We start from the raw sequence: 20,205 nt of genomic DNA on the forward strand, positions 1-20,205 counted from the left end.
ATATATGTCAACACAAAACATTAAAGCGATAGATGCTTTGGAGGAAGCTCATAGAATGGCTTTTGCTCCTTTCATATTTCAAACAGTTGTATCGTTAAGAAAACTTGGCATATTTGACCTTATTTTTGAAAAGAGAAAAAAAGGTGGTATCACGAAAGAGGCTATTGCTGAAACACTACAATTAAGCGCTTATGGTGTTGGTGTATTACTAGAAATGGCTGAATCGTCCAATATGGTTACTCAAGATGAAAATGGACAATTTAAACTAACCACAATTGGTTATTTTTTAGCTTATAATGAAACTGTTAGTGTCAATATTAATTTTGCACATGACGTATGCTATAAAGGCATGTATCATTTAGACGAAGCGATAAAAACTGGAAAACCTGAAGGTTTAAAAGAATTAGGTAATTGGAAGACAATTTATGAGGGTCTTTCACAGTTAACACCTATTCAACAAAAATCTTGGTTTGAATTTGATCACCATTATTCTGATGATATATTTGCTGAAGCTCTAAAAATTGTCTTCAAAAAAGAACGAAAAACTGTGTTTGATATTGGTGCAAATACGGGTAAATTTACGATTCAGTGTTGTAAACACGACCCTTCTGTTAATATGACAATGGTAGATCTTCCTGGTCAATTAAATGTGGCATTAAAAAATGTTGAGCAAGAAGGATTTCAAAACCGTGTTAAAGGTCATCAAATAGATTGGTTATCAGAAAACCCAAAACTTCCTAATGGTGCTGACACCTTTTGGTTATGTCAATTTTTAGATTGCTTTTCTAAAGATGAAATACTAAAAGTACTTCAAACCTGTGTAGATGTTATGGACGAAAATGCTGAACTAATTATTGTTGAAACTTATACTGATAGACAACGATTTGACAATGCAAAATTTATTTTGGAAGCCACATCATTATATTTTACAGCTTTGGCAAATGGAAATTCTAAAATGTATAAAGCAACCGAATTTATTGAAATAGCGGAAAAAGCAGGTTTAAAGCTTAATGAAGATATTGCTTTAGGTGAATACCACACTATGCTAGCATTTTCTAAAAAACCTAATGAGTAATACAGATTATTACATAAAATCCTATTGTAGCATAAAGAATCAGCGTGTTTCTTTAAATGGTTCAATACTATTTAAAGATGAATCTAAATCCTATATAGATTTTATAAAAGCCACTTATAAAAATCAAAATGTCAAATATCCAAAGTTTTTTAAAATGGATAATTTGAGTAAACTAGCATTTTTAGCTGCTGATGTCCTTTTAAAAAATGAAGAATTAAACACAGAGTCAGAAAATAATATTGCTATTGTATTTTCAAATAGCGCATCTAGTTTAGATACTGATAGAAAACATCAAGAATCCATTCAAAATAAAGAAAGTTACTATCCAAGTCCAGCTGTTTTTGTGTACACTTTACCTAATATCTGTATTGGAGAGATAAGTATAAAATATAAGCTGTATTCTGAAAATAGTTTTTTTATCTTTGACAACTTTAATGCAGACCATTTATTCACCTATTCAAATAGTTTGTTATCAAGTAATAAAGCAGACGCCATTCTGTGTGGATGGGTAGAATTTGATAAGGAGGATAATTATGAAGCATTTTTATATTTAGTGTCTGATAAAGGCAATATAAAGCATACAAAACAAAACATAACAACATTATATAACACATAATATGGACGCTTTAAAACAAGAATTAAAAGAAAATATTATTGAGCAATTAAACTTGGAAGATATGTCGCCAGATGATATTGCCAATGACGATATGCTATTTGGTGACGGACTAGGTTTAGACTCCATTGATGCACTTGAACTTATTGTTATGCTTGATAAAAGCTACGGTATCAAATTAACCGACCCAAAAGAAGGTCGCGCTATTTTTGAATCAATAAACACAATGGCTGCTTATATTACAGAACATAGAACTAAATAATAAACACTTTTGAGTAAAGGCATTGCCATAACCGGAATGGGTATTATTTCTGCCATTGGAAACAATGTTGCAGAAAACTACCATGCGCTATTAAATGGCAATAAAGGCATTACACGTGTTGCCAAAATAAAAACCAACCATGTCAATGAAATTATGGTAGGTGAAATTGCCTCTACAAATAATGAGTTTGAGCAGCAACTTAATCTAAATTCTGATAATAATTATTCTAGAACTGCTTTTCTGGGTGCTGTTGCTGCCAAAGAAGCTGTTAAACATGCTGGAATAACCAATATCAATACCTATAAAACAGGATTGATATCAGCAACTAGTGTTGGTGGTATGGATATGACCGAACGCTATTTTTATGATTATCTTACAAACAAGACCACTCAAAAGTATATTGAAGGACATCATGCTGGTGATTCAACTCAAAAAATAGCTGAGCAATTAGGTATTGAAAAAAGTTTGGTTACAACTATCAGTACGGCATGTTCTTCAGCAGCAAATGCTATAATGCTTGGCGCCAGACTTATCAAATCTGGTGAATTAGATCGTGTTATTGTAGGTGGCTCTGATTGTTTATCTAAATTCACTATAAATGGTTTTAAAACCTTAATGATTTTATCGGATACTTATAACACGCCATTTGACGAAAACCGTAAAGGCTTAAATCTAGGTGAAGCTGCTGCATTTTTAGTGTTAGAATCTGATGCTGTAGTAAAATCCGAAAACAAAACCGTTTTAGCCTATGTAAAAGGCTATGGTAACGCTAATGATGCATATCATCAAACCGCATCATCAGATAATGGAGATGGTGCAACTATAGCCATGGAAAAAGCTTTAAAGGTTGCTAACTTGACACCAAATGATATTGATTATATCAATGCACATGGTACAGCTACTGGAAATAATGATTTATCAGAAGGTCGTGCTATCATTCGTGTTTTTGGAGAAAATGTTCCCGATTTCAGTTCTACAAAAGCCTACACTGGGCATACATTAGCTGCTGCTGGTGGTATTGAAGCAGTGTATTCGGTTTTGGCACTTCAAAACAATGTGATTTATCCCAATCTGAATTTTGAAACCCAGATGAAGGAATTTGACATCACACCACAGCTAGAGCTAAAGGAAAAACCTCTTAAAACAGTCATGTCCAATTCATTTGGATTTGGAGGTAATTGTTCAACTGTTATATTTTCGAAAGAGCCGTAAAAATGAAACAAGTTTATATAAATAGCGTTGGTTCTATTTCTGCTCAAAAAACATTTGATAATGATTCTTTTTTAGAAGATGTTGTTGGTTATGAAGACAATGTTATTTCTGTCATAGACCCTAATTATAAAGACTACATCCCTCCTGCTGCTGCTAGACGTATGGCAAAAGGGATTAAAATGGGTGTTGTGGCATCAAAAATCGCTTTACAAGATGCTGGGTTAGAAAATGTGGACGCAATCATAACCGGAACTGGAATGGGTTGTGTTCGTGATTCAGAGAAATTTGTAAGTGCTATAATTGATAATGACGAACAATATCTCACACCAACATCATTTATCCAATCAACCCACAATACCGTTGGTGGACAAATAGCTTTAGAATTGCAGTGTAAAGGCTATAATTTCACATATGTTCATGCAAGTAATTCCTTTGAATCTACTCTGTTAGATGCCAAACTCCAATTAGAAAATGATGAGGAAAAAAATATTCTAATTGGTGGTGTTGATGAGCTTGGGGACCACACAGTTGCTATTCACAAACTCATAAACCACATAAAACCAGAAGCCGTTAAAAGTTCTAACCTTTTAGATTCTGGTACTGAAGGTGCTGTATTTGGTGAAGGTGCTAATTTCTTTGTTTTATCAAATGAAAAAAAGGCATCTTCATATGCAAACATTATTGGTGTAAAACTTTACAATACATTGCCTAAAGCAGAAGTCTCTCAAACTGCTTTAGACTTTTTAGCCGAAAATAATCTAGATGTAAAAGATATTGATATCCTCATTCTTGGTAATAATGGTGATATTAAATTTGACGATTTTTATACAGATTTACAATCAAAAACATTCCATAACAACCAGCAAGTTTATTACAAACATTTATGTGGTGAATTCAACACAGCATCTTCTTTCGGGTTTTGGCTTGCTTCAAAGATTTTAAAAACCCAAACAATACCTGATGTTGTAAAATTAAATAAGGTTGAAAATTCATCTTACAAAACTATATTGCTATACAATCAGTATCGTGGAGAAAATCATAGTTTCACGTTGCTAAAACAATGCTAAATTTTAGGTCAGTAAATATAGTAACTGGCATTATTTTATTAATTCTCCTTGGTTTTTATCTATTCTTCAATATAACTCTATGGTGCGTTATTTTAGCATGTATTATTTGGTTACTTATAACCATGTTGGGTTCAGGTTTAATTCACTGGAACTATCATTTAAAAGCTTTAAATTATAATGCAAATATCAAAACCAATCATGTTGCAATTACTTTTGATGATGGCCCAAATTCAAATTTCACACCAAAAGTTTTATCATTATTAGAAAAGCACCATGCAAAAGCAACATTTTTCTGTGTTGGGAAGCATATAGAATCACATCCAGATATTTTTAAAACTATTATTGACCACGGTCACACAGTTGGAAATCATACTTATTCACATGCTAACACTTTTGGTTTTTTTAGTACTAATAAAGTGATGGCCGAATTGCAAAAAACCAATAATATTGTCAAAAACATTTCGGGTTTACATTTAAACCTATATCGTCCAGCCTTTGGTGTAACAAACCCGCGAATTAAACAAGCTGTAAAAAAACTAAACCTCACAACAATAGGTTGGAACAAAAGGTCTCTGGATACAACCAAATTGAATGAAGAACAGGTTTTAAAACGTATTACCACCAACATAAAAAAAGGAGATGTTATTTTGCTTCATGATACAAGTGAAAAAACAATCCGTGTTTTGGAACGGTTATTGTTATTTTTGCAAGAGAAAAATTTACAGTCTGTTACTGTAAACGATTTATTTAATGTACAAGCCTATGCGTAGTCTAATTTGTATCGTCATTTTTTTTATTTCGGTAAATTCATTTGCTCAAACACCCATGAATAATCAGGAAGCCATAGCCTTAAAATCATTGGTTAAGAATAGAGCGGCTACTACCAAAACCATTTTAAGTGATTTCACACAATCCAAACATCTTGATTTTTTAGACAATGATATTGTGACCAAAGGTAAGCTTGCCTTCAAATCACCAAACTTAATAAAATGGAGTTACACTGACCCTTTTAAATATTCAGTAGTATTTAAAAATGAGACCTTGTATATAAATGATGAAGGCAATAAAAGCAACGTTGATATAGGTTCAAGTAAGATGTTTAAGCAACTTAACAAGCTCATTATAAATAGTGTAAAGGGTGACATGTTTGATGACAATGCATTCTCTATCACCTATTTTAAAATTGATGGTTTAAGTTTAGTTCAGTTTACTTCAAAAGATGAAAAACTGTCTAAATACATCAGTGCATTTCATATTACTTTCAATAAAAAAGGTGACGTTGAACAAGTTAAAATGATAGAACCCTCGGGAGATTTTACCAAAATAGATTTTGTAAATAGAGTACTAAATAACCCATTAAATGACACGCTATTTACTAATTAGTATTGGTTTATTCGTTTTTGGTTGCGGATCCTTTCCTAAAAATCAAGGCTTTACTAAAACTATTTCATCAGAAAGTATTATAGAGAATAATTACTTTTCTAATAAAAACACGGATTATGTCTATAAAGCCCAAATTATAGTTTATGATCAGCATTTCGGAGGGCTCTTAATAGTTAAGAAAATTCAAGAAAATACACATCGCGTTGTGTTTACAACTGAAATGGGAACTAAATTATTTGATTTTTCATTCTTAGAAAATGATTTTAAGGTAAACTATATTGTTGATGACTTTGATAAAGGTTTATTAATTAAGATTCTTAAACAAGATTTTAAAACATTAATTACCGAAACCTTAAATTATGATAACCAATATAAAATTGGTTCCCAAAGTATCTTTGAAACTTCATTATATAATAAAAAGCACTTTTACTTTTTTAATAATGATTCGCTTGTTAAAATTAATCGCACAAAAGGTGCAAAAGAAAAAGTTAGCTTTCAATTTTCAAATATTAGTGATAGTATTGCAGAAAATATTACGATAAAACATTACAATTTAAAACTTAAAATAACTCTTAAATCAATTAACTAATAATGAAAAAGTTTATATTACTTTTAGTATTCCTTGTAACAGTTTCCACAACATTTTCTCAAGTAACCTTTAAGCCAGGGGTAAGAGGTGGCTTAAATTTAGCAACAATTTCAAATATTGATGATGGTTCTAAAATAGCATTTTATGGTGGCCTTTTTGGTGAATTACGCCTCGGTAAATTATATGCTCTACAACCTGAAATCACATATTCTCAACAAGGTTCTGAAAATATTGATTTAGACTATTTAGCCATTAGATTTACTAACAAGTTTTACTTTTTCAATGAAGACATGCCACTGTTTATATTAATATCTCCAGGGTTTGATGTTAATCTTGATGGTGATACGCAATCATATAGTTCAGCAACTGGAGCTGGAGTTACTTTTGAAACAGACTTAAGCATATCAGGAGGTGTTGGTTACGATTTTCCATTTGGTTTATTTGCAGAAGTACGCTATAAACAAGGAATTATTGATGCTTTAAACACTTCAAATCCTGATGGTCGATTGAATTCTGTAATTCAAGTAGGAGTTGGTTATAAATTTGATTTTAGTAAATAATAGAAACATGAAAAAACTCATTCTCTTTTTTGCTATTGTTATGGTGACAACAGCAACATTTGCACAAGTGAAAGTAAGACCAGGTTTTAGAGCTGGACTAAACGCATCAAAAATCACCCATATAGAAAACGTAAATAGAAAAGTTGGCATCAATGCATCAATGTTTGTAAATGTCCATTTATCGCGTTTCTATGAATTACAGCCTGAATTGACCTATTCCAATCAAGGGTGGACACGTGACAGATTTAGTTATATAGATCCTTATAATGATGTTACTTACAATGTCAATAATGAAGACGTTAGTTCACATTATATTGGTATAGCTCTTACTAATAAGTTTTTTGTACATCCAAAAATAGGGTTACATGTGTTACTTGGTCCAGGAATGGAATTTAACGTTTCAGACAATCTGCCCTATGATAGCCTAACACCAATTGATTTGACGCTTTTTGGGGGTATTGGTTATGAATTCCCTTTTGGACTTGGTTTAGAAGCGAGATATAAACAAGGCCTTATTGATGTTAGAGATGGCTATTATGATGACTATTACTACAATAACGGTTATTATGAAGGTAGTTATTACAACGGTAAAAATAAGTTGAACTCTGTTTTTCAATTTAGTGTTTATTATAAATTTGCTTGGTAATGCTTTTAAAAGATTTCTATAAAGTAACTAATTTGGCTGTTGCAGATGGTTCTGCAACAGCTCATATTACCATAAATAAAAATCATGACGTTTTTAAAGGTCATTTTCCAGGAAACCCAGTTACACCTGGTGTTTGTATGATGCAAATCATTAAGGAGTTAACAGAGCAAGTTGTCAATGAGCAATTATTTATGCAGTCATCAAACAATGTTAAGTTTATGGCAATCATAAATCCTGAAGTGAATCCAGATTTGGTCTTAACGCTTGATATTTCAGAAGACGATGATGGCAACTTTAAAGTAAAAAACGTCACCAAGTTTGATGAGACTGTTGCGCTAAAATTATCAACTACTTTTAGAAAAAGATAAGAATAATGAAGATTCTTTTAACGTTTGCGACATTCTTGATTTTGAGTTTTCAAACTTTGAATTTAGCCTCGGTACGTGAGAGTTATAAAGTAGCTGCCCAAGATAAATCACAATTAGATTCTTTTTTCAATATGATGGAACCCATTACAAAAAGTAATGATGTTGCTCTTGTTGCCTACAAAGGTGCCGCTTTGGCATTGCGAGCCAAATACGCAAAAACCATAAAGGAAAAGAAGGATGGTTTTATAAGTGGTGTTGACTACATTGAATATGCCATTGAAAAAGAACCCAATGCCATTGAGCCTCGCTTTGTGCGATTAGGTATTCAAGAAAATGCGCCTAAAATTTTAAAATACCGAGACAATATTGAAGAAGACAAAGCTTTTTTACTCAAGCAGTTTCAACATATTTCTTCAAAAAATCTAAAGACTCATATAAAAGACTATATTTTACAGTCTAAATTATTTTCAGATACAGAAAAAGCAACTATTAAAGAGTAATGAATATGAAGTGTTATTTAATTGTGTTTTTTCTTTTTCACTCTTTTTCTTTTTCTCAAATCAATGAAAATATATCCCTTCCAAATGATTCAGTAAACTCAATTACCTCAATCAAGTTAAGCGTTAAGAAAAACATCGATTCTTTTGCATATGATGAAGATTCTAACAAGAGGCGTTACAAAGTTAAATTTGAAGGTGATTATATGCGATTGCTAATAATGAAAGCTGATGGTTCAAAGCCAATAAATAAAGGATTATTGTATGATTTTTCTAATGTTTATAAATTTGATGGTATTTCATTTAGACGTAAAGATATTGCTTACATAAACATTTATTTAGATTTTTTAGATAAAGAGAATTACCCTAAAAGAAAGAAATGGGTAAAAATCAAATTAATAATGAAAGTTTTTGGTCATGAAAATGCAAAAATAATTATGGCGTCACTTAAAGATTATAACGAAGCTCTAAAAAATAAGTGAGTTACATAAAATGTATTACCATTTTTTGCGCGAAATTACCTTTAGGATGATGAAAAAAAGCAGTAATTTTGAATATGTAATTTGAAATGATTGCAACTGCGTGCAAAACAACCTAATCCAACAAAAAATTATTGATTTAAATGTATGTGTTTTAATTCCCACATACAATAATGAGCGTACATTAAAACGTGTACTTGATGGTGTGTTATTAATTACCAAAAACGTTATTGTAGTAAATGATGGTTCAACTGATTCTACTTCTAAAACGCTAAAATCCTATCAAGAAATTGAACAAATACACTTCCCTAAAAACAAGGGAAAAGGTGTTGCCTTGCGAAAAGGCTTTAAAAAAGCCATTGCACTAGGTTATGAATATGCCATTACTATCGACTCTGATGGACAACATTTTCCTGCTGACATTCCAAATTTTATAAATGCCTTGGAGGTTTCCAATGATAAAAATCTTTTACTCATTGGTTCACGAAATATGAATCAAGAGGGCGTACCTGGCAAGAGTAGTTTTGGTAACAAATTTTCAAACTTTTGGTTTTGGTTTGAAACGGGTATTAAACTTCAAGACACCCAGTCTGGTTTCAGACTATATCCATTAAACGTCATAAAAAACATGACATTTTACACCACCAAATTTGAGTTTGAAATTGAAGTCATCGTCAAATCTGCTTGGCGTGGTGTAACTGTTCAAAATATTCCCATCCAAGTATTGTATGATGAAAATGAACGGGTTTCACATTTTAGACCATTCAAAGATTTTACAAGAATTAGTATCTTAAATACATGGCTGGTAATTGTCACGTTGTTTTATATCAAACCACGAGACGTATTTAGAAAATTAAAACGCAAAGGCATTAAACGTTTTTTTGTTGAAGATTTTCTCGGTAGTGGCGATTCAGCAAGAAAAAAAGGCTTATCCATTGCATTAGGTGTCTTTATTGGACTTTCACCATTTTGGGGATTTCATACAGTTATCGTAATATTTTTAGCTATTTTTTTTAGGCTAAACAAAGCAATTGCTTTTGCTTTTTCCAATGTAAGCTTACCACCTTTTATTCCTTTTATATTATATGCTAGTTTTGAATTTGGCCAATATATCATGAATGTTGATTATGGTTATACTAAAGAGGAAATTATTGAAAACTTTGAGGTTTTAACTCATATAAAAGCTTATATTATTGGTAGTTTTTCACTGGCAATCATTTCCGCAACTGTTCTAGGTATTTGTGGTTATGTGTTCTTCTTAATTTTTGATAAAAGGAAAGTTGTTTTAAATAATGGGTGATTTTTTTTATCACATATATCAATTTATTCGTGCCAAAAAAATCATTGGTATTATTGCTTTTTCAATCACTGTTACCGGATTAATTTGGTTTGCTTCGCAGATAAGCTTTGAAGAAGACATTACCAAACTCATTCCTACCAATGACAAAAATTCTGATGCACAACGCGTACTGCAAACAGTCAATTTTGCTGACAAAATAATTGTAAACATAAAAAGAGATGACAAAATACCTGTTGATGCGTTAACAGATTATGCATCTCAATTCATTGATAGCTTAAACAAAACAAGCACTCCGTATTTTACGAAAATTCAAGGAAAGGTTGAAGATGAAGCTGTTTTAAATACTTTGAATTTTGTTTACAATAACCTACCGCTATTTCTTAATGAAGATGACTACAAGTTAATTTCCAACAAACTTCACAAGGATAGTATAATAAAAATTACCAATAACAACTACAAAACACTCATATCCCCTTCAGGATTTGTAACCAAAGAAACCATTTTAAAAGACCCTTTGGGACTGTCCGTTATAGCCTTAAAAAAACTTCAGCAGTTAACTTTTGGCGACTCATTTTCATTACATAATGGTTTTTTGTTAAGTCAAGACAAGAAACACATTTTACTATTTATAACACCAACTCATAAGTCTAGTGAAACTGCGGAAAATGCAGTTTTTGCTGAACAATTATACCAAATACAAGATCAATTAAATTCAAAGTTCATCAATCAAGTTTCAGGTGAGTATTTTGGAGGCGCTTTGATTGCTGTTGCTAATGCCAAGCAAATAAAAAGTGATATTCAGCTAACGGTTTCCATAGCAATGAGTATCCTATTGATTATTCTTATTGTTTTTTACAGAAAGATCACCTTGCCACTTATTTTGTTTATTCCAACAATTTTTGGTGGATTATTGGCTGTCGCCTTACTTTATTTAATACGAATCAAAATATCTGCCATTTCATTGGGAATAGGTTCCGTATTATTGGGAGTTACATTGGATTACTCCTTGCATGTACTTACACACATAAGAAACAACAATAATATTAAGGTTTTATATCAGGAAATCACGAAACCTATTTTAATGAGCAGCTTAACTACTGCCCTGGCCTTTTTATGCTTATTATTCTTAAATTCTCAAGCCTTACAGGATTTAGGCATTTTTGCTGCTATTAGTGTTATTGGATCCTCTTTTTTTGCACTTATTTTTATTCCTCAAGTTTACAAATCCAAGCCATTACTTATTCATAAAAAAACTTTTATTGATAAAATTGCAGGCATTGAACTACATAAAAAGAAATGGCTAATTGGTTCATTAATTCTACTTTTCTGCATTAGTTTTTTCACTTACAACAAGGTTGGTTTCAATAATGATTTGTCTAAACTTAATTATGAACCGCCAGAAATCATGGCTGCTCAAAAACGATTAGATGCTTTAACCAATATTGCTTCTAAATCTGTTTATTTAGCTTCATATTCTGAAAACGAACAAGAGGCCATACAAGCAAACGACAGTGTTTTCTTAAAACTTTCTCAATTAAAAACCTCAAACGACATAATTGACTTTAGTTCTATTGGTGCCATTATACAATCTAAAAAAGAACAACGGAAGCACCTTGATATCTGGGATAAGTACTGGACTAAAGAACGCATTGACACGCTTCAAAACAATCTTATTGAAAGTGGTAAAACACTTGGTTTTAAACCCACTACTTTTCATGCCTTTTATGAACATTTAAAGTCACCTTTTAATCCACTTACTGTTACGGATTTTAAAAAGCTTGATGTCATAAATATTGAAGATTACATAAGTACTAAAGAAAATTTTACAACAGTTACCTCACTAGTAAAAGTAACTGATGAACAGTCCGAAACGCTCATATCAATGTTTGAGAAAACACCTCAAACACTGATAATTGATCGTAAGCAAATGAATGAAACATTTTTGGGCAGTCTTAAAAATGATTTTAATCGTTTGGTTGGTTATTCATTGATTGTGGTTTTACTCATTTTATTGTTGTTCTACAGAAGTCTTTCATTGATGTTGGTTACAGCAGTTCCAATAGCATTGACCTGGCTATTAACTATTGGCATTATGGGCTTTGTTGGTATTGAATTTAATATCTTCAATATCATTATTTCAACGTTTATTTTTGGTCTAGGCATTGATTACAGCATTTTTATAACCAATGGTCTTTTAAAAGGCTATCAAACAGGTGAGCAAATTATTTTCACCAACAAAACTTCTATTATTCTTTCTGTAATCACTACCATTCTGGGTGTGGGTGTCCTAATTTTCGCTAAACATCCTGCCCTTTATACCATTTCATTGGTTTCTATAATTGGCATCATATCAGCAATGTTGATGGCTTTTACCATACAGCCTTTACTATTCAAATTGTTTATTGGAAGTAAAACCAAGCGACCAATTTCATTGCGTTTATTAATACATTCATGTTTGTCTTTTGGATATTACGGTATTGGTGGATTCATCTTATCTATGTTGAGTTTAATCCTCATTCCAATAATACCTTTAAGTAAAAAACTGAAAATGAAATGGTTTCATAAAACTATTTCTGGCTTTATGAAATCGGTCTTGTATTCCAATCCCTTTGTTTCAAAAAAGATTATAAACCTCAATAACGAAACTTTCAAAAAGCAATGTATTATTATTGCCAATCATACCTCCTTTTTAGATATTTTGGCAATTGGCATGTTGCATCCAAAAATTATTTTTTTAGTCAATGACTGGGTTTATAAATCTCCTGTTTTTGGGAAGGCTGTTCAATTAGCTGGGTTTTATCCTGTTTCAAGTGGTATTGAAAACGGTTTAGATCATTTACAGAAAAAGGTAGAACAAGGCTATTCACTTATGGCGTTTCCTGAAGGCACACGGTCTAATACCAACAAAATTCGTCGCTTTCATAAAGGTGCCTTTTACCTAGCACAGCAATTAAATATTGACATCGTGCCAGTATTAATACATGGTAATTCTGAAGTTCTCCCAAAAGGCAGCTTCATCATCAAAGATGGTAGTATTACATTAAAAATATTAGACCGAATTTCAGTAAATGACACGTCCTTTGGAACTACATATAAAGAACGTACTAAACAAATAAGCAACTATTTTAAATCTGAATTTAATGCTTTAAGACAAGAAATTGAAAGTGATACATACTTTCATCCAATAGTTTTGGAAGATTTTAGATATAAAGGTCATGAGCTATATAAAAAGGTAAAACTAGACCTTAAAAATCAAGCTTCAGTTTATAAAAATATCACAGATTATGTTGCTAAAAATGAAACAATAATTCACGTATCAAAGGATTATGGCCAATTAGATTTTCTTTTATCTTTAGATAGTTCAGATCGAAAAATAATCACATATATTGAAGACGATTTAGTTAGTGAGATTGTAGGCAATAGTTATATAAGTAATACACATTACAAAATAACTATTACTAAAACTCTTGAGGAGCTTTCAAACTTTAGCGGAAATACCCTTATTCTTAATTCTTCTAGACCTATAGAAAATGTATTAGATTTATTTTTGTCTGATTCAATTTTGAATGTTATTTTGTTACATGAAAGTCAAAATTATTATTCGCAAATTTTTAAAACAAAATCATTTAAGGTAGTAACAACAAACAAGCGTTTTACTATATTAAAAAGAAAAAATAAAGAATAGATGAAGGCGCACTATGATGTTGTAATAGTTGGAAGCGGATTAGGCGGATTGGTGTCAGCGATTATCCTGGCTAAAGAAGGCTATAGCGTTTGCGTTTTAGAGAAAAACCAACAATTTGGTGGCAATTTACAAACCTTTGTTAGAAATAAAACCATTTTTGACACTGGTGTACATTACATTGGTGGTTTGAGTGAAGGCCAAAATTTATACCAATATTTCAAATATCTTGATATTCTAAAAGGCTTAAACTTAAAAAAACTTGATGAAAATGGTTTTGATATCATCACTTTTGAAGGTGATGATAAAGAGTACAAACATGCTCAAGGCTATGATAATTTTGAGCGGGTTCTGATTGAGGAATTTCCTGATGAAGCCAAAGCTATCAAAACCTATTGTGCCAAACTACAAGAAACCTGTAACAAGTTCCCTCTTTACTCTTTGAAAAAAGGTAAGCCCTATTATGATGATGCCGAAATTTTTCAACTCCAAGCAAAATCTTATATTGATTCTTTAACGGATAATGAAAAATTACGCGCTGTTTTAGCAGGCTCCAATTATTTATATGCAGGTGATAGCGAACGTACACCTTTTTATGTGCACGCGCTCTCGGTAAATTCTTATATTGAAAGTGCCTATCGCTGTATAAATGGCGGTAGCCAAATAACCAAATTGCTCATCAAAAAGCTTAAGGAGCATGGTGGTGAAACTTACAAACGACATGAAGTTATACGTTTTGGCTATGACTATGATAGTAAGAAACTAACTTCAGCAATTTGCGCAAACGGTAAAGAAATTCATGGAGATATATTCATTTCCAATATAGAACCTAAACTTACTCTGAAGTTTGTAGGTAAAGACAAGTTTAAAAAATCATATACCAATAGAGTTGATCAAATTGAAAGCACAATTGCAGCCTTTAGTCTGTATCTAGTTTTAAAGCCTGGCACTTTCAAATATCAGAATAAAAATTTCTATCATTTTAAATATCCAGATCGTATTTGGGATGCACAAGATTACACCCAAGACACTTGGCCGGAAGGGTATATGATGTCTATGGGTATAAAAAAAGATATGGAAGAATATGGCGATAACATTACTGTAATGACCTACATGCGTTATGAAGAAATGGCTCCATGGATAGACACATTTAATACAGCAGCAAATAAAAATGAACGTGGGCAAACCTATGAAGATTTTAAAGCTGAAAAAGCTGAAAAACTTATTGATGAACTAGAGAAAAAATTTCCAAATATCAGAGATTGCATTCAAGAGATTTACACATCAACACCTTTATCTTACAGAGATTATATAGCATCCAATAATGGATCTATGTATGGTTATGTAAAGGACGTAAATAGACCCATGCAATCATTTATTTCCCCAAAAACCAAAATACCTAATCTCATGTTTACAGGTCAAAGTATTAATATGCATGGTATTTTGGGAGTAACAATAAGCGCTATAATTACCTGCTCTGAAATAGTTGGAAAAGATTATTTACTGGATAAAATATTAGAAGCCAATACTGAAGAAAAAGTTATGTACGATGGGAACGATTAAAACAAAACCCATAAAGCGTATTAAAGAAATCTCAAAAGCAGATTTCATTAAGTATTATTATAAACCTCAAATTCCTGTTTTAATAGAAGGTTTAACCACTGATTGGCCTGCCTATAAAAAATGGAATATTGAATACATTCAAAGTTTAGCTGGAGATCAAGTAGTTCCACTATACAATAATGAACCCACTAAAGGAAAACAAAAATCGGCTGAACCTACTACCGAAATGAAGCTCTATGATTATTTAGAACTCATAAAATCCAAACCAACAGATTTACGCATCTTCTTTTATGATTTGATGAAAAACATGCCAATTCTAGCCAACGATTTTAGTTATCCAGATATAGGGCTTAAATTCTTTAAACGATTACCGGTCATGTTCTTTGGAAGTAAAGGCTCGACAGTATTGCCGCATTATGATATGGACTTGGCTGATTTAGTGCATTTCCATTTTCATGGCAATAAAAGAGTGGTGCTTTTTCCTCCTAGTCAGACCAAATACCTCTACAAAGTTCCCTATGCAGTACACAATGTAGAAGACATTGATTTAGATAATCCAGATTTTAATAAATATCCAGCCTTAAAACATCTTGAAGGGATGGAAATAGAAATGAAACATGGTGATGCCCTTTTTATGCCTAGTGGTTATTGGCATTATATTACATATTTAAATGGCGGATTTTCCATGACACTTCGAGCATTCTCTAAAAAGCCTCAAGTACTCATGAGAATGTTGTACAATGTGTTTTTTATGAGACATTTTGAAAACAAAATGCGTAAATGGAAAGGTCAAAAATGGATTGATTATAAAGATAAAAAAGCCATTAAAAAAACCAATAAATGCGTACATAAGCAATAAGAATATGGCATTTCAAAAATATATTCTGGGGCTTTTACTAGTAGCTGTTGTAACATCATGTGGGATTTCAAAATCATTGGAAGACACTCCAGATGTAAGCGCCTATAACCAAACTAAACCTGAACGTATTGCAACATCGGATTCCACCTATTATACAAAACAAGCTTATTTAGCAGCCAATAAGTATGGACAATGGGAGCTATTTGCTGAAGGAGATCCTTATCAAATTGGATTGCAATCAGGAGCTCTTACACAAGAGCTATTTGAAGAACAAGAACGTGCCTTTTTGGGTAAGGTTGGTGAAATTGTCCCTTCAAAATTCAAGCAATATTTACTTCGAAAAATTTTAGCATGGTACAACCGAAAAATGTATTTACATGTACCTGAAGAATATAAAGCAGAGATTTTGGGCTTATCAAAATATGCAGGTGATGATTATGACTATGTTGCTGACGACTACTTGCGAATGCTTTACCTGCACAGCGCACATGATATTGGACATGCGCTTCAAGATTTAGCTTTAGTTGGTTGCTCCTCCTTTGCGGCTTGGGGTGAAAAAACCGAAGATGGTAGCTTGATAATTGGACGAAATTTTGATTTTTATGCTGGCGATGCCTTTGCCAAAAACAAAATAATCGCTTTTATTAAGCCAACCAATGGTTATAAATTCATGTCGGTTACCTGGCCAGGTATGATAGGTGTTGTTTCAGGAATGAATGAAAAAGGCTTAACCATAACGATTAATGCTGGAAAATCGGATGTACCTTGGTCGGCAAAAACGCCTATTTCCATACTTACGCGTGAGATTCTACAATATGCATCAACAATTGATGAAGCCATTGAGATTGCTAAAAGAAGACAGGTTTTTGTGTCCGAATCTATATTGGTTGGTAGTGCCATAGATAACAAAGCTATAACCATTGAAGTATCACCAGAGAATTTTGGTGTGTATCAGGTTGAAAACACAAACCAGTTAATTTGTTCCAATCATTTTCAAAGTGATGCCTATGCCAACGATGAAAACAACATAAAGCACATAGCCGAAAGTCACTCGCAATACCGATACGAGCGTATGGAAGAGCTGTTGAACGAAACCCAAAAACTCACTCCTCTAGCGGCTGTAGATATTTTACGAAATACTAAAGGTTTGGAGGATAAATCCATTGGTTTTGGTAATGAAAAAGCATTAAATCAGCTACTGGCACATCATGCGATTGTGTTCAAACCACAAGAACAAGTGGTTTGGGTTTCTGCCAATCCTTATCAATTGGGTGCTTTTGTAGCCTATGACCTGAATACCGTTTTTCAGGAAGCTCCAAAAAATAAATCGGGTATATCTCTCCATAATGAAACCTTGACGATTGAAGTGGATCCTTTTCTTTATACAGACACCTATCAAAACTATGAACGTAATCGTGTGTTAAGTCGTGAAATTTCTAAAGCCATTTCGAACAACGAACACGTAAAACCTAAAACTTTAAAGGAATTTCAGAAAACCAATCCTGACTATTGGGAGGTATATTACATCATTGGAAAATACAATTACGAAAAAAAATATTACAGAGCTGCTTTAAATGCTTTTGAACGAGCAAAAACTAAAGAAATTACGACTGTACCAGATCGTGAGGAAATAGATTTATATATTAAAAAAATTAAAAGACGATTGAACGAATGATTCCAGATATAGAACTAGCGTCTAAAGAAACCATAAAAAAATTTCAAGAAGACAAATTGCAAGATTTATTAGGTTACCTGAACAATAAATCTAATTATTATAAGCGTCTTTTTAAATCTCATGAAATTGACATTTCTAAAATTAAAACTTTAGAAGATTTAGTTCAAATTCCTGTAACAACCAAAGATGATTTACAGCGCCATAATGACGATTTCCTTTGTGTATCTAAAGAAACCATTATTGATTATGTAACAACTTCTGGAACATTGGGTGATCCTGTGATTTTTGCTCTTACCGATAACGATTTAAATCGATTAGCTTACAACGAAGCCATATCCTTTGCCTGTTCCGGTGTTACAAAAACAGATGTGATGCAGTTAATGACAACCATAGATAGACGTTTTATGGCAGGTCTTGCCTATTTTTTGGGAGCCAGAGAATTGGGTGCTGGTATCATTCGTGTTGGAGCAGGAATCCCAGAATTACAATGGGATTCTATATTAAAATTTAAACCAACCTATTTGATTGCAGTCCCTTCTTTTTTATTGAAACTTATTGAATATGCTAAAAATCATGGTATTGATGTTAACCAATCAGGTGTTAAAGGTGCTATTTGTATTGGCGAACCATTAAGAAACCAAGATTTTACATTAAATACCCTATCAAAAAAAATTACTGAAAGCTGGAATATTGCATTGTATTCAACCTATGCTTCAACCGAAATGAATACGGCCTTCAACGAGTGTGAAGCGCAACAAGGTGGTCATCATCACCCAGAACTAATAATAGCTGAAATTTTGGATGATGATAATAACCCAGTTACCAATGGCGAAATAGGCGAATTGACCATAACTACTTTAGGTGTGGAAGGTATGCCATTGTTACGTTTTAAAACAGGCGATATGGTAACAGCACATACCGAAGCCTGCACATGCGGCCGAAACACCATGCGTTTGGGTCCTGTGGTTGGGCGCAAAAAGCAAATGATAAAATATAAGGGTACAACCTTATATCCGCCTGCCATGAACAATATTTTGAATGACTTTTCTGAAGTTCAAGGCTATGTCATTGAAATCTCAAAAAACACGATTGGCACTGATGAAATTTGCATAAAAATAGCCTCAAAAAATCCTAATGATAAGCTATTATCCAATATCAAAGACCACTTTAGGGCCAAGTTACGGGTTTCTCCTACTATTGAGTTTCATGATAAGGAAACCATCCAAAAATTGCAGTTTCCTGTTATGAGCCGAAAACCTATTTTGTTGATTGATAAACGTAAACTGGATTAATTAATCTAATAAAAACTCTCTGTTATAGTGATGTTAAATCCATAAAAACTACAGATTAAATTTGTAATTTGAATGCAAATTTAAGTTATGAAACGATTTAAACTTTTAATCATTCTTTTATTTTTTGGAGTAATTTTTAAAGCTGAAGCACATCCTTCATGGGGAATTGTTGTTGATGATAATGGTTGTATTTATTTTGCAGATGTCATGCATAATGGTGATGGAACGCTTTGGCGAATTGACCCAAACTCAAATGAATTGGAAGCTATATTTACCAATTTTCACGCACATCAAATCTATTTAAAAAACAACGAGATTGTAGCAGCCATTGCCAAATGGCGTTCTGGAGAAATTGAAGGTGAAGGTCATAATTATCTATTTAAGTATGAGCAAAACATTAAGAAATTAGACACCCTATTATTCACGGATGACTGGGATGAATTTCACGGTCAGGTATTTGCCGCTTCTAATGATTTAAAAAATGTTTATTTTGCTTTTAATAAACAAATTCACTTAAAATCTTTAAATGGTAAAACGGCAACGCTATTACCAAGAAAATTCGACAGAATTAGCACGTTGACAACTGACTCAAATAACAACCTTTGGATTACAGATTCAAAATATAAAAACGGTACATTATTTAAATGGTCAAGTGCCGATGGACTCATCGAGATTGCCAATAACTTAATACCTCAAGAGCCTAAAAATCCCATTTTTGATGAACCACACCATCAAATGTTTTATGGTATTTCGTTTGACAAGTCAGGCAACCCGCTTGTTACTGAAAATGCCAATCGCTCAATTCAATCAATTAACGATAATGGTGATGTAAAATCTGTATACTCATCTGAATTACATTGGAGCCCGAATGGCGTATATTATAAAAATGGCCATTACTATATTATGGAAACTGGTTATAATAAAAAACACTTGGGTCCTAGAATTATTATTACGGACATAAACTTCAAACCTATACGAATACTAGATATTGATTTTGCTCAAAAACGTTTGAGATAAGTATATTAATTTAACAAAACGAAGCTAAAAAAACTTTGTATATAGATTGTAATGTGTTTTCAAAAA

At 32.3% G+C, this 20,205-nt stretch carries 20 protein-coding genes; all 20 read left to right on the top strand.

Going from position 1 to position 20,205, the window contains the following annotated elements; all coding sequences use genetic code 11:
• Positions 1-4: 4 nt before the first annotated feature.
• The 20 genes from HGK31_RS02155 to HGK31_RS02250 all read left to right on the top strand — a co-directional run bounded on the left by HGK31_RS02155 (position 5) and on the right by HGK31_RS02250 (position 20,139).
• Positions 5-1,075, top strand: a complete 1,071-nt coding sequence (locus HGK31_RS02155) for a methyltransferase (protein WP_191858282.1) — start codon at positions 5-7, stop codon at positions 1,073-1,075.
• Positions 1,068-1,691 (top strand): 3-oxoacyl-ACP synthase, encoded by a 624-nt coding sequence (locus tag HGK31_RS02160; RefSeq protein ID WP_191858283.1) that lies wholly within the window; start codon positions 1,068-1,070, stop codon positions 1,689-1,691. Before HGK31_RS02155 ends, HGK31_RS02160 begins: the two co-directional genes overlap by 8 nt.
• A 1-nt stretch (position 1,692) precedes the next feature.
• Complete coding sequence (locus tag HGK31_RS02165) at positions 1,693-1,950, top strand: phosphopantetheine-binding protein (RefSeq protein WP_104734937.1); 258 nt, start codon at positions 1,693-1,695, stop codon at positions 1,948-1,950.
• Positions 1,951-1,959: 9 nt separating this feature from the next.
• On the top strand, positions 1,960-3,162 hold the full coding sequence (locus tag HGK31_RS02170) for a beta-ketoacyl-[acyl-carrier-protein] synthase family protein (protein ID WP_191858284.1): 1,203 nt from the start codon (positions 1,960-1,962) through the stop codon (positions 3,160-3,162).
• Between the two features lie 2 nt (positions 3,163-3,164).
• Complete coding sequence (locus HGK31_RS02175; protein WP_191858285.1) at positions 3,165-4,229, top strand: beta-ketoacyl synthase N-terminal-like domain-containing protein; 1,065 nt, start codon at positions 3,165-3,167, stop codon at positions 4,227-4,229.
• Entirely contained in the window at positions 4,223-4,999 is a 777-nt protein-coding gene (locus HGK31_RS02180) for a polysaccharide deacetylase family protein (RefSeq protein WP_191858286.1), read from the top strand. Before HGK31_RS02175 ends, HGK31_RS02180 begins: the two co-directional genes overlap by 7 nt.
• Before the next feature lie 55 nt (positions 5,000-5,054).
• Positions 5,055-5,612, top strand: a complete 558-nt coding sequence (locus tag HGK31_RS02185; RefSeq protein WP_233450945.1) for an outer membrane lipoprotein carrier protein LolA — start codon at positions 5,055-5,057, stop codon at positions 5,610-5,612.
• Positions 5,590-6,201 (top strand): hypothetical protein, encoded by a 612-nt coding sequence (locus HGK31_RS02190; protein WP_191858288.1) that lies wholly within the window; start codon positions 5,590-5,592, stop codon positions 6,199-6,201. The genes HGK31_RS02185 and HGK31_RS02190 overlap by 23 nt, the downstream gene beginning before the upstream one ends.
• A 2-nt stretch (positions 6,202-6,203) precedes the next feature.
• Positions 6,204-6,761, top strand: a complete 558-nt coding sequence (locus tag HGK31_RS02195; protein WP_191858289.1) for an outer membrane beta-barrel protein — start codon at positions 6,204-6,206, stop codon at positions 6,759-6,761.
• Between the two features lie 7 nt (positions 6,762-6,768).
• Positions 6,769-7,407 (top strand): porin family protein, encoded by a 639-nt coding sequence (locus HGK31_RS02200; RefSeq protein ID WP_191858290.1) that lies wholly within the window; start codon positions 6,769-6,771, stop codon positions 7,405-7,407.
• The gene (locus HGK31_RS02205) at positions 7,407-7,775 is read left to right on the top strand and encodes a hotdog family protein (RefSeq protein WP_104734944.1); all 369 of its coding nucleotides are present in this window, start codon (positions 7,407-7,409) and stop codon (positions 7,773-7,775) included. Before HGK31_RS02200 ends, HGK31_RS02205 begins: the two co-directional genes overlap by 1 nt.
• Before the next feature lie 5 nt (positions 7,776-7,780).
• The gene (locus HGK31_RS02210; RefSeq protein WP_191858291.1) at positions 7,781-8,275 is read left to right on the top strand and encodes a hypothetical protein; all 495 of its coding nucleotides are present in this window, start codon (positions 7,781-7,783) and stop codon (positions 8,273-8,275) included.
• A 5-nt stretch (positions 8,276-8,280) separates the two neighbouring features.
• Positions 8,281-8,754, top strand: coding sequence for a hypothetical protein (locus tag HGK31_RS02215; protein WP_191858292.1), 474 nt, complete (start codon positions 8,281-8,283; stop codon positions 8,752-8,754).
• A 100-nt stretch (positions 8,755-8,854) separates the two neighbouring features.
• Positions 8,855-10,051, top strand: coding sequence for a DUF2062 domain-containing protein (locus tag HGK31_RS02220; protein WP_191858293.1), 1,197 nt, complete (start codon positions 8,855-8,857; stop codon positions 10,049-10,051).
• Positions 10,044-13,736 (top strand): 1-acyl-sn-glycerol-3-phosphate acyltransferase, encoded by a 3,693-nt coding sequence (locus tag HGK31_RS02225; RefSeq protein ID WP_191858294.1) that lies wholly within the window; start codon positions 10,044-10,046, stop codon positions 13,734-13,736. Before HGK31_RS02220 ends, HGK31_RS02225 begins: the two co-directional genes overlap by 8 nt.
• Positions 13,737-15,296, top strand: coding sequence for a phytoene desaturase family protein (locus HGK31_RS02230; RefSeq protein ID WP_191858295.1), 1,560 nt, complete (start codon positions 13,737-13,739; stop codon positions 15,294-15,296).
• Positions 15,283-16,155 carry a cupin-like domain-containing protein gene (locus tag HGK31_RS02235; RefSeq protein ID WP_191858296.1) on the top strand — a complete coding sequence of 291 codons (873 nt, stop codon included), beginning with the start codon at positions 15,283-15,285 and terminating at the stop codon, positions 16,153-16,155. The genes HGK31_RS02230 and HGK31_RS02235 overlap by 14 nt, the downstream gene beginning before the upstream one ends.
• 4 nt (positions 16,156-16,159) lie before the next feature.
• On the top strand, positions 16,160-17,830 hold the full coding sequence (locus HGK31_RS02240; protein WP_191858297.1) for a C45 family autoproteolytic acyltransferase/hydolase: 1,671 nt from the start codon (positions 16,160-16,162) through the stop codon (positions 17,828-17,830).
• Positions 17,827-19,122, top strand: coding sequence for a phenylacetate--CoA ligase family protein (locus tag HGK31_RS02245; RefSeq protein ID WP_191858298.1), 1,296 nt, complete (start codon positions 17,827-17,829; stop codon positions 19,120-19,122). Before HGK31_RS02240 ends, HGK31_RS02245 begins: the two co-directional genes overlap by 4 nt.
• An 87-nt stretch (positions 19,123-19,209) precedes the next feature.
• Positions 19,210-20,139: an NHL repeat-containing protein gene (locus tag HGK31_RS02250; protein WP_191858299.1), complete on the top strand. Its 930-nt coding sequence runs from the start codon at positions 19,210-19,212 to the stop codon at positions 20,137-20,139.
• Positions 20,140-20,205 lie beyond the last annotated feature (66 nt).

Origin of the sequence: Hanstruepera ponticola, assembly GCF_012931685.1 — a bacterium.
GTDB classification, from domain to species: Bacteria; Bacteroidota; Bacteroidia; order Flavobacteriales; family Flavobacteriaceae; genus Hanstruepera; species Hanstruepera ponticola.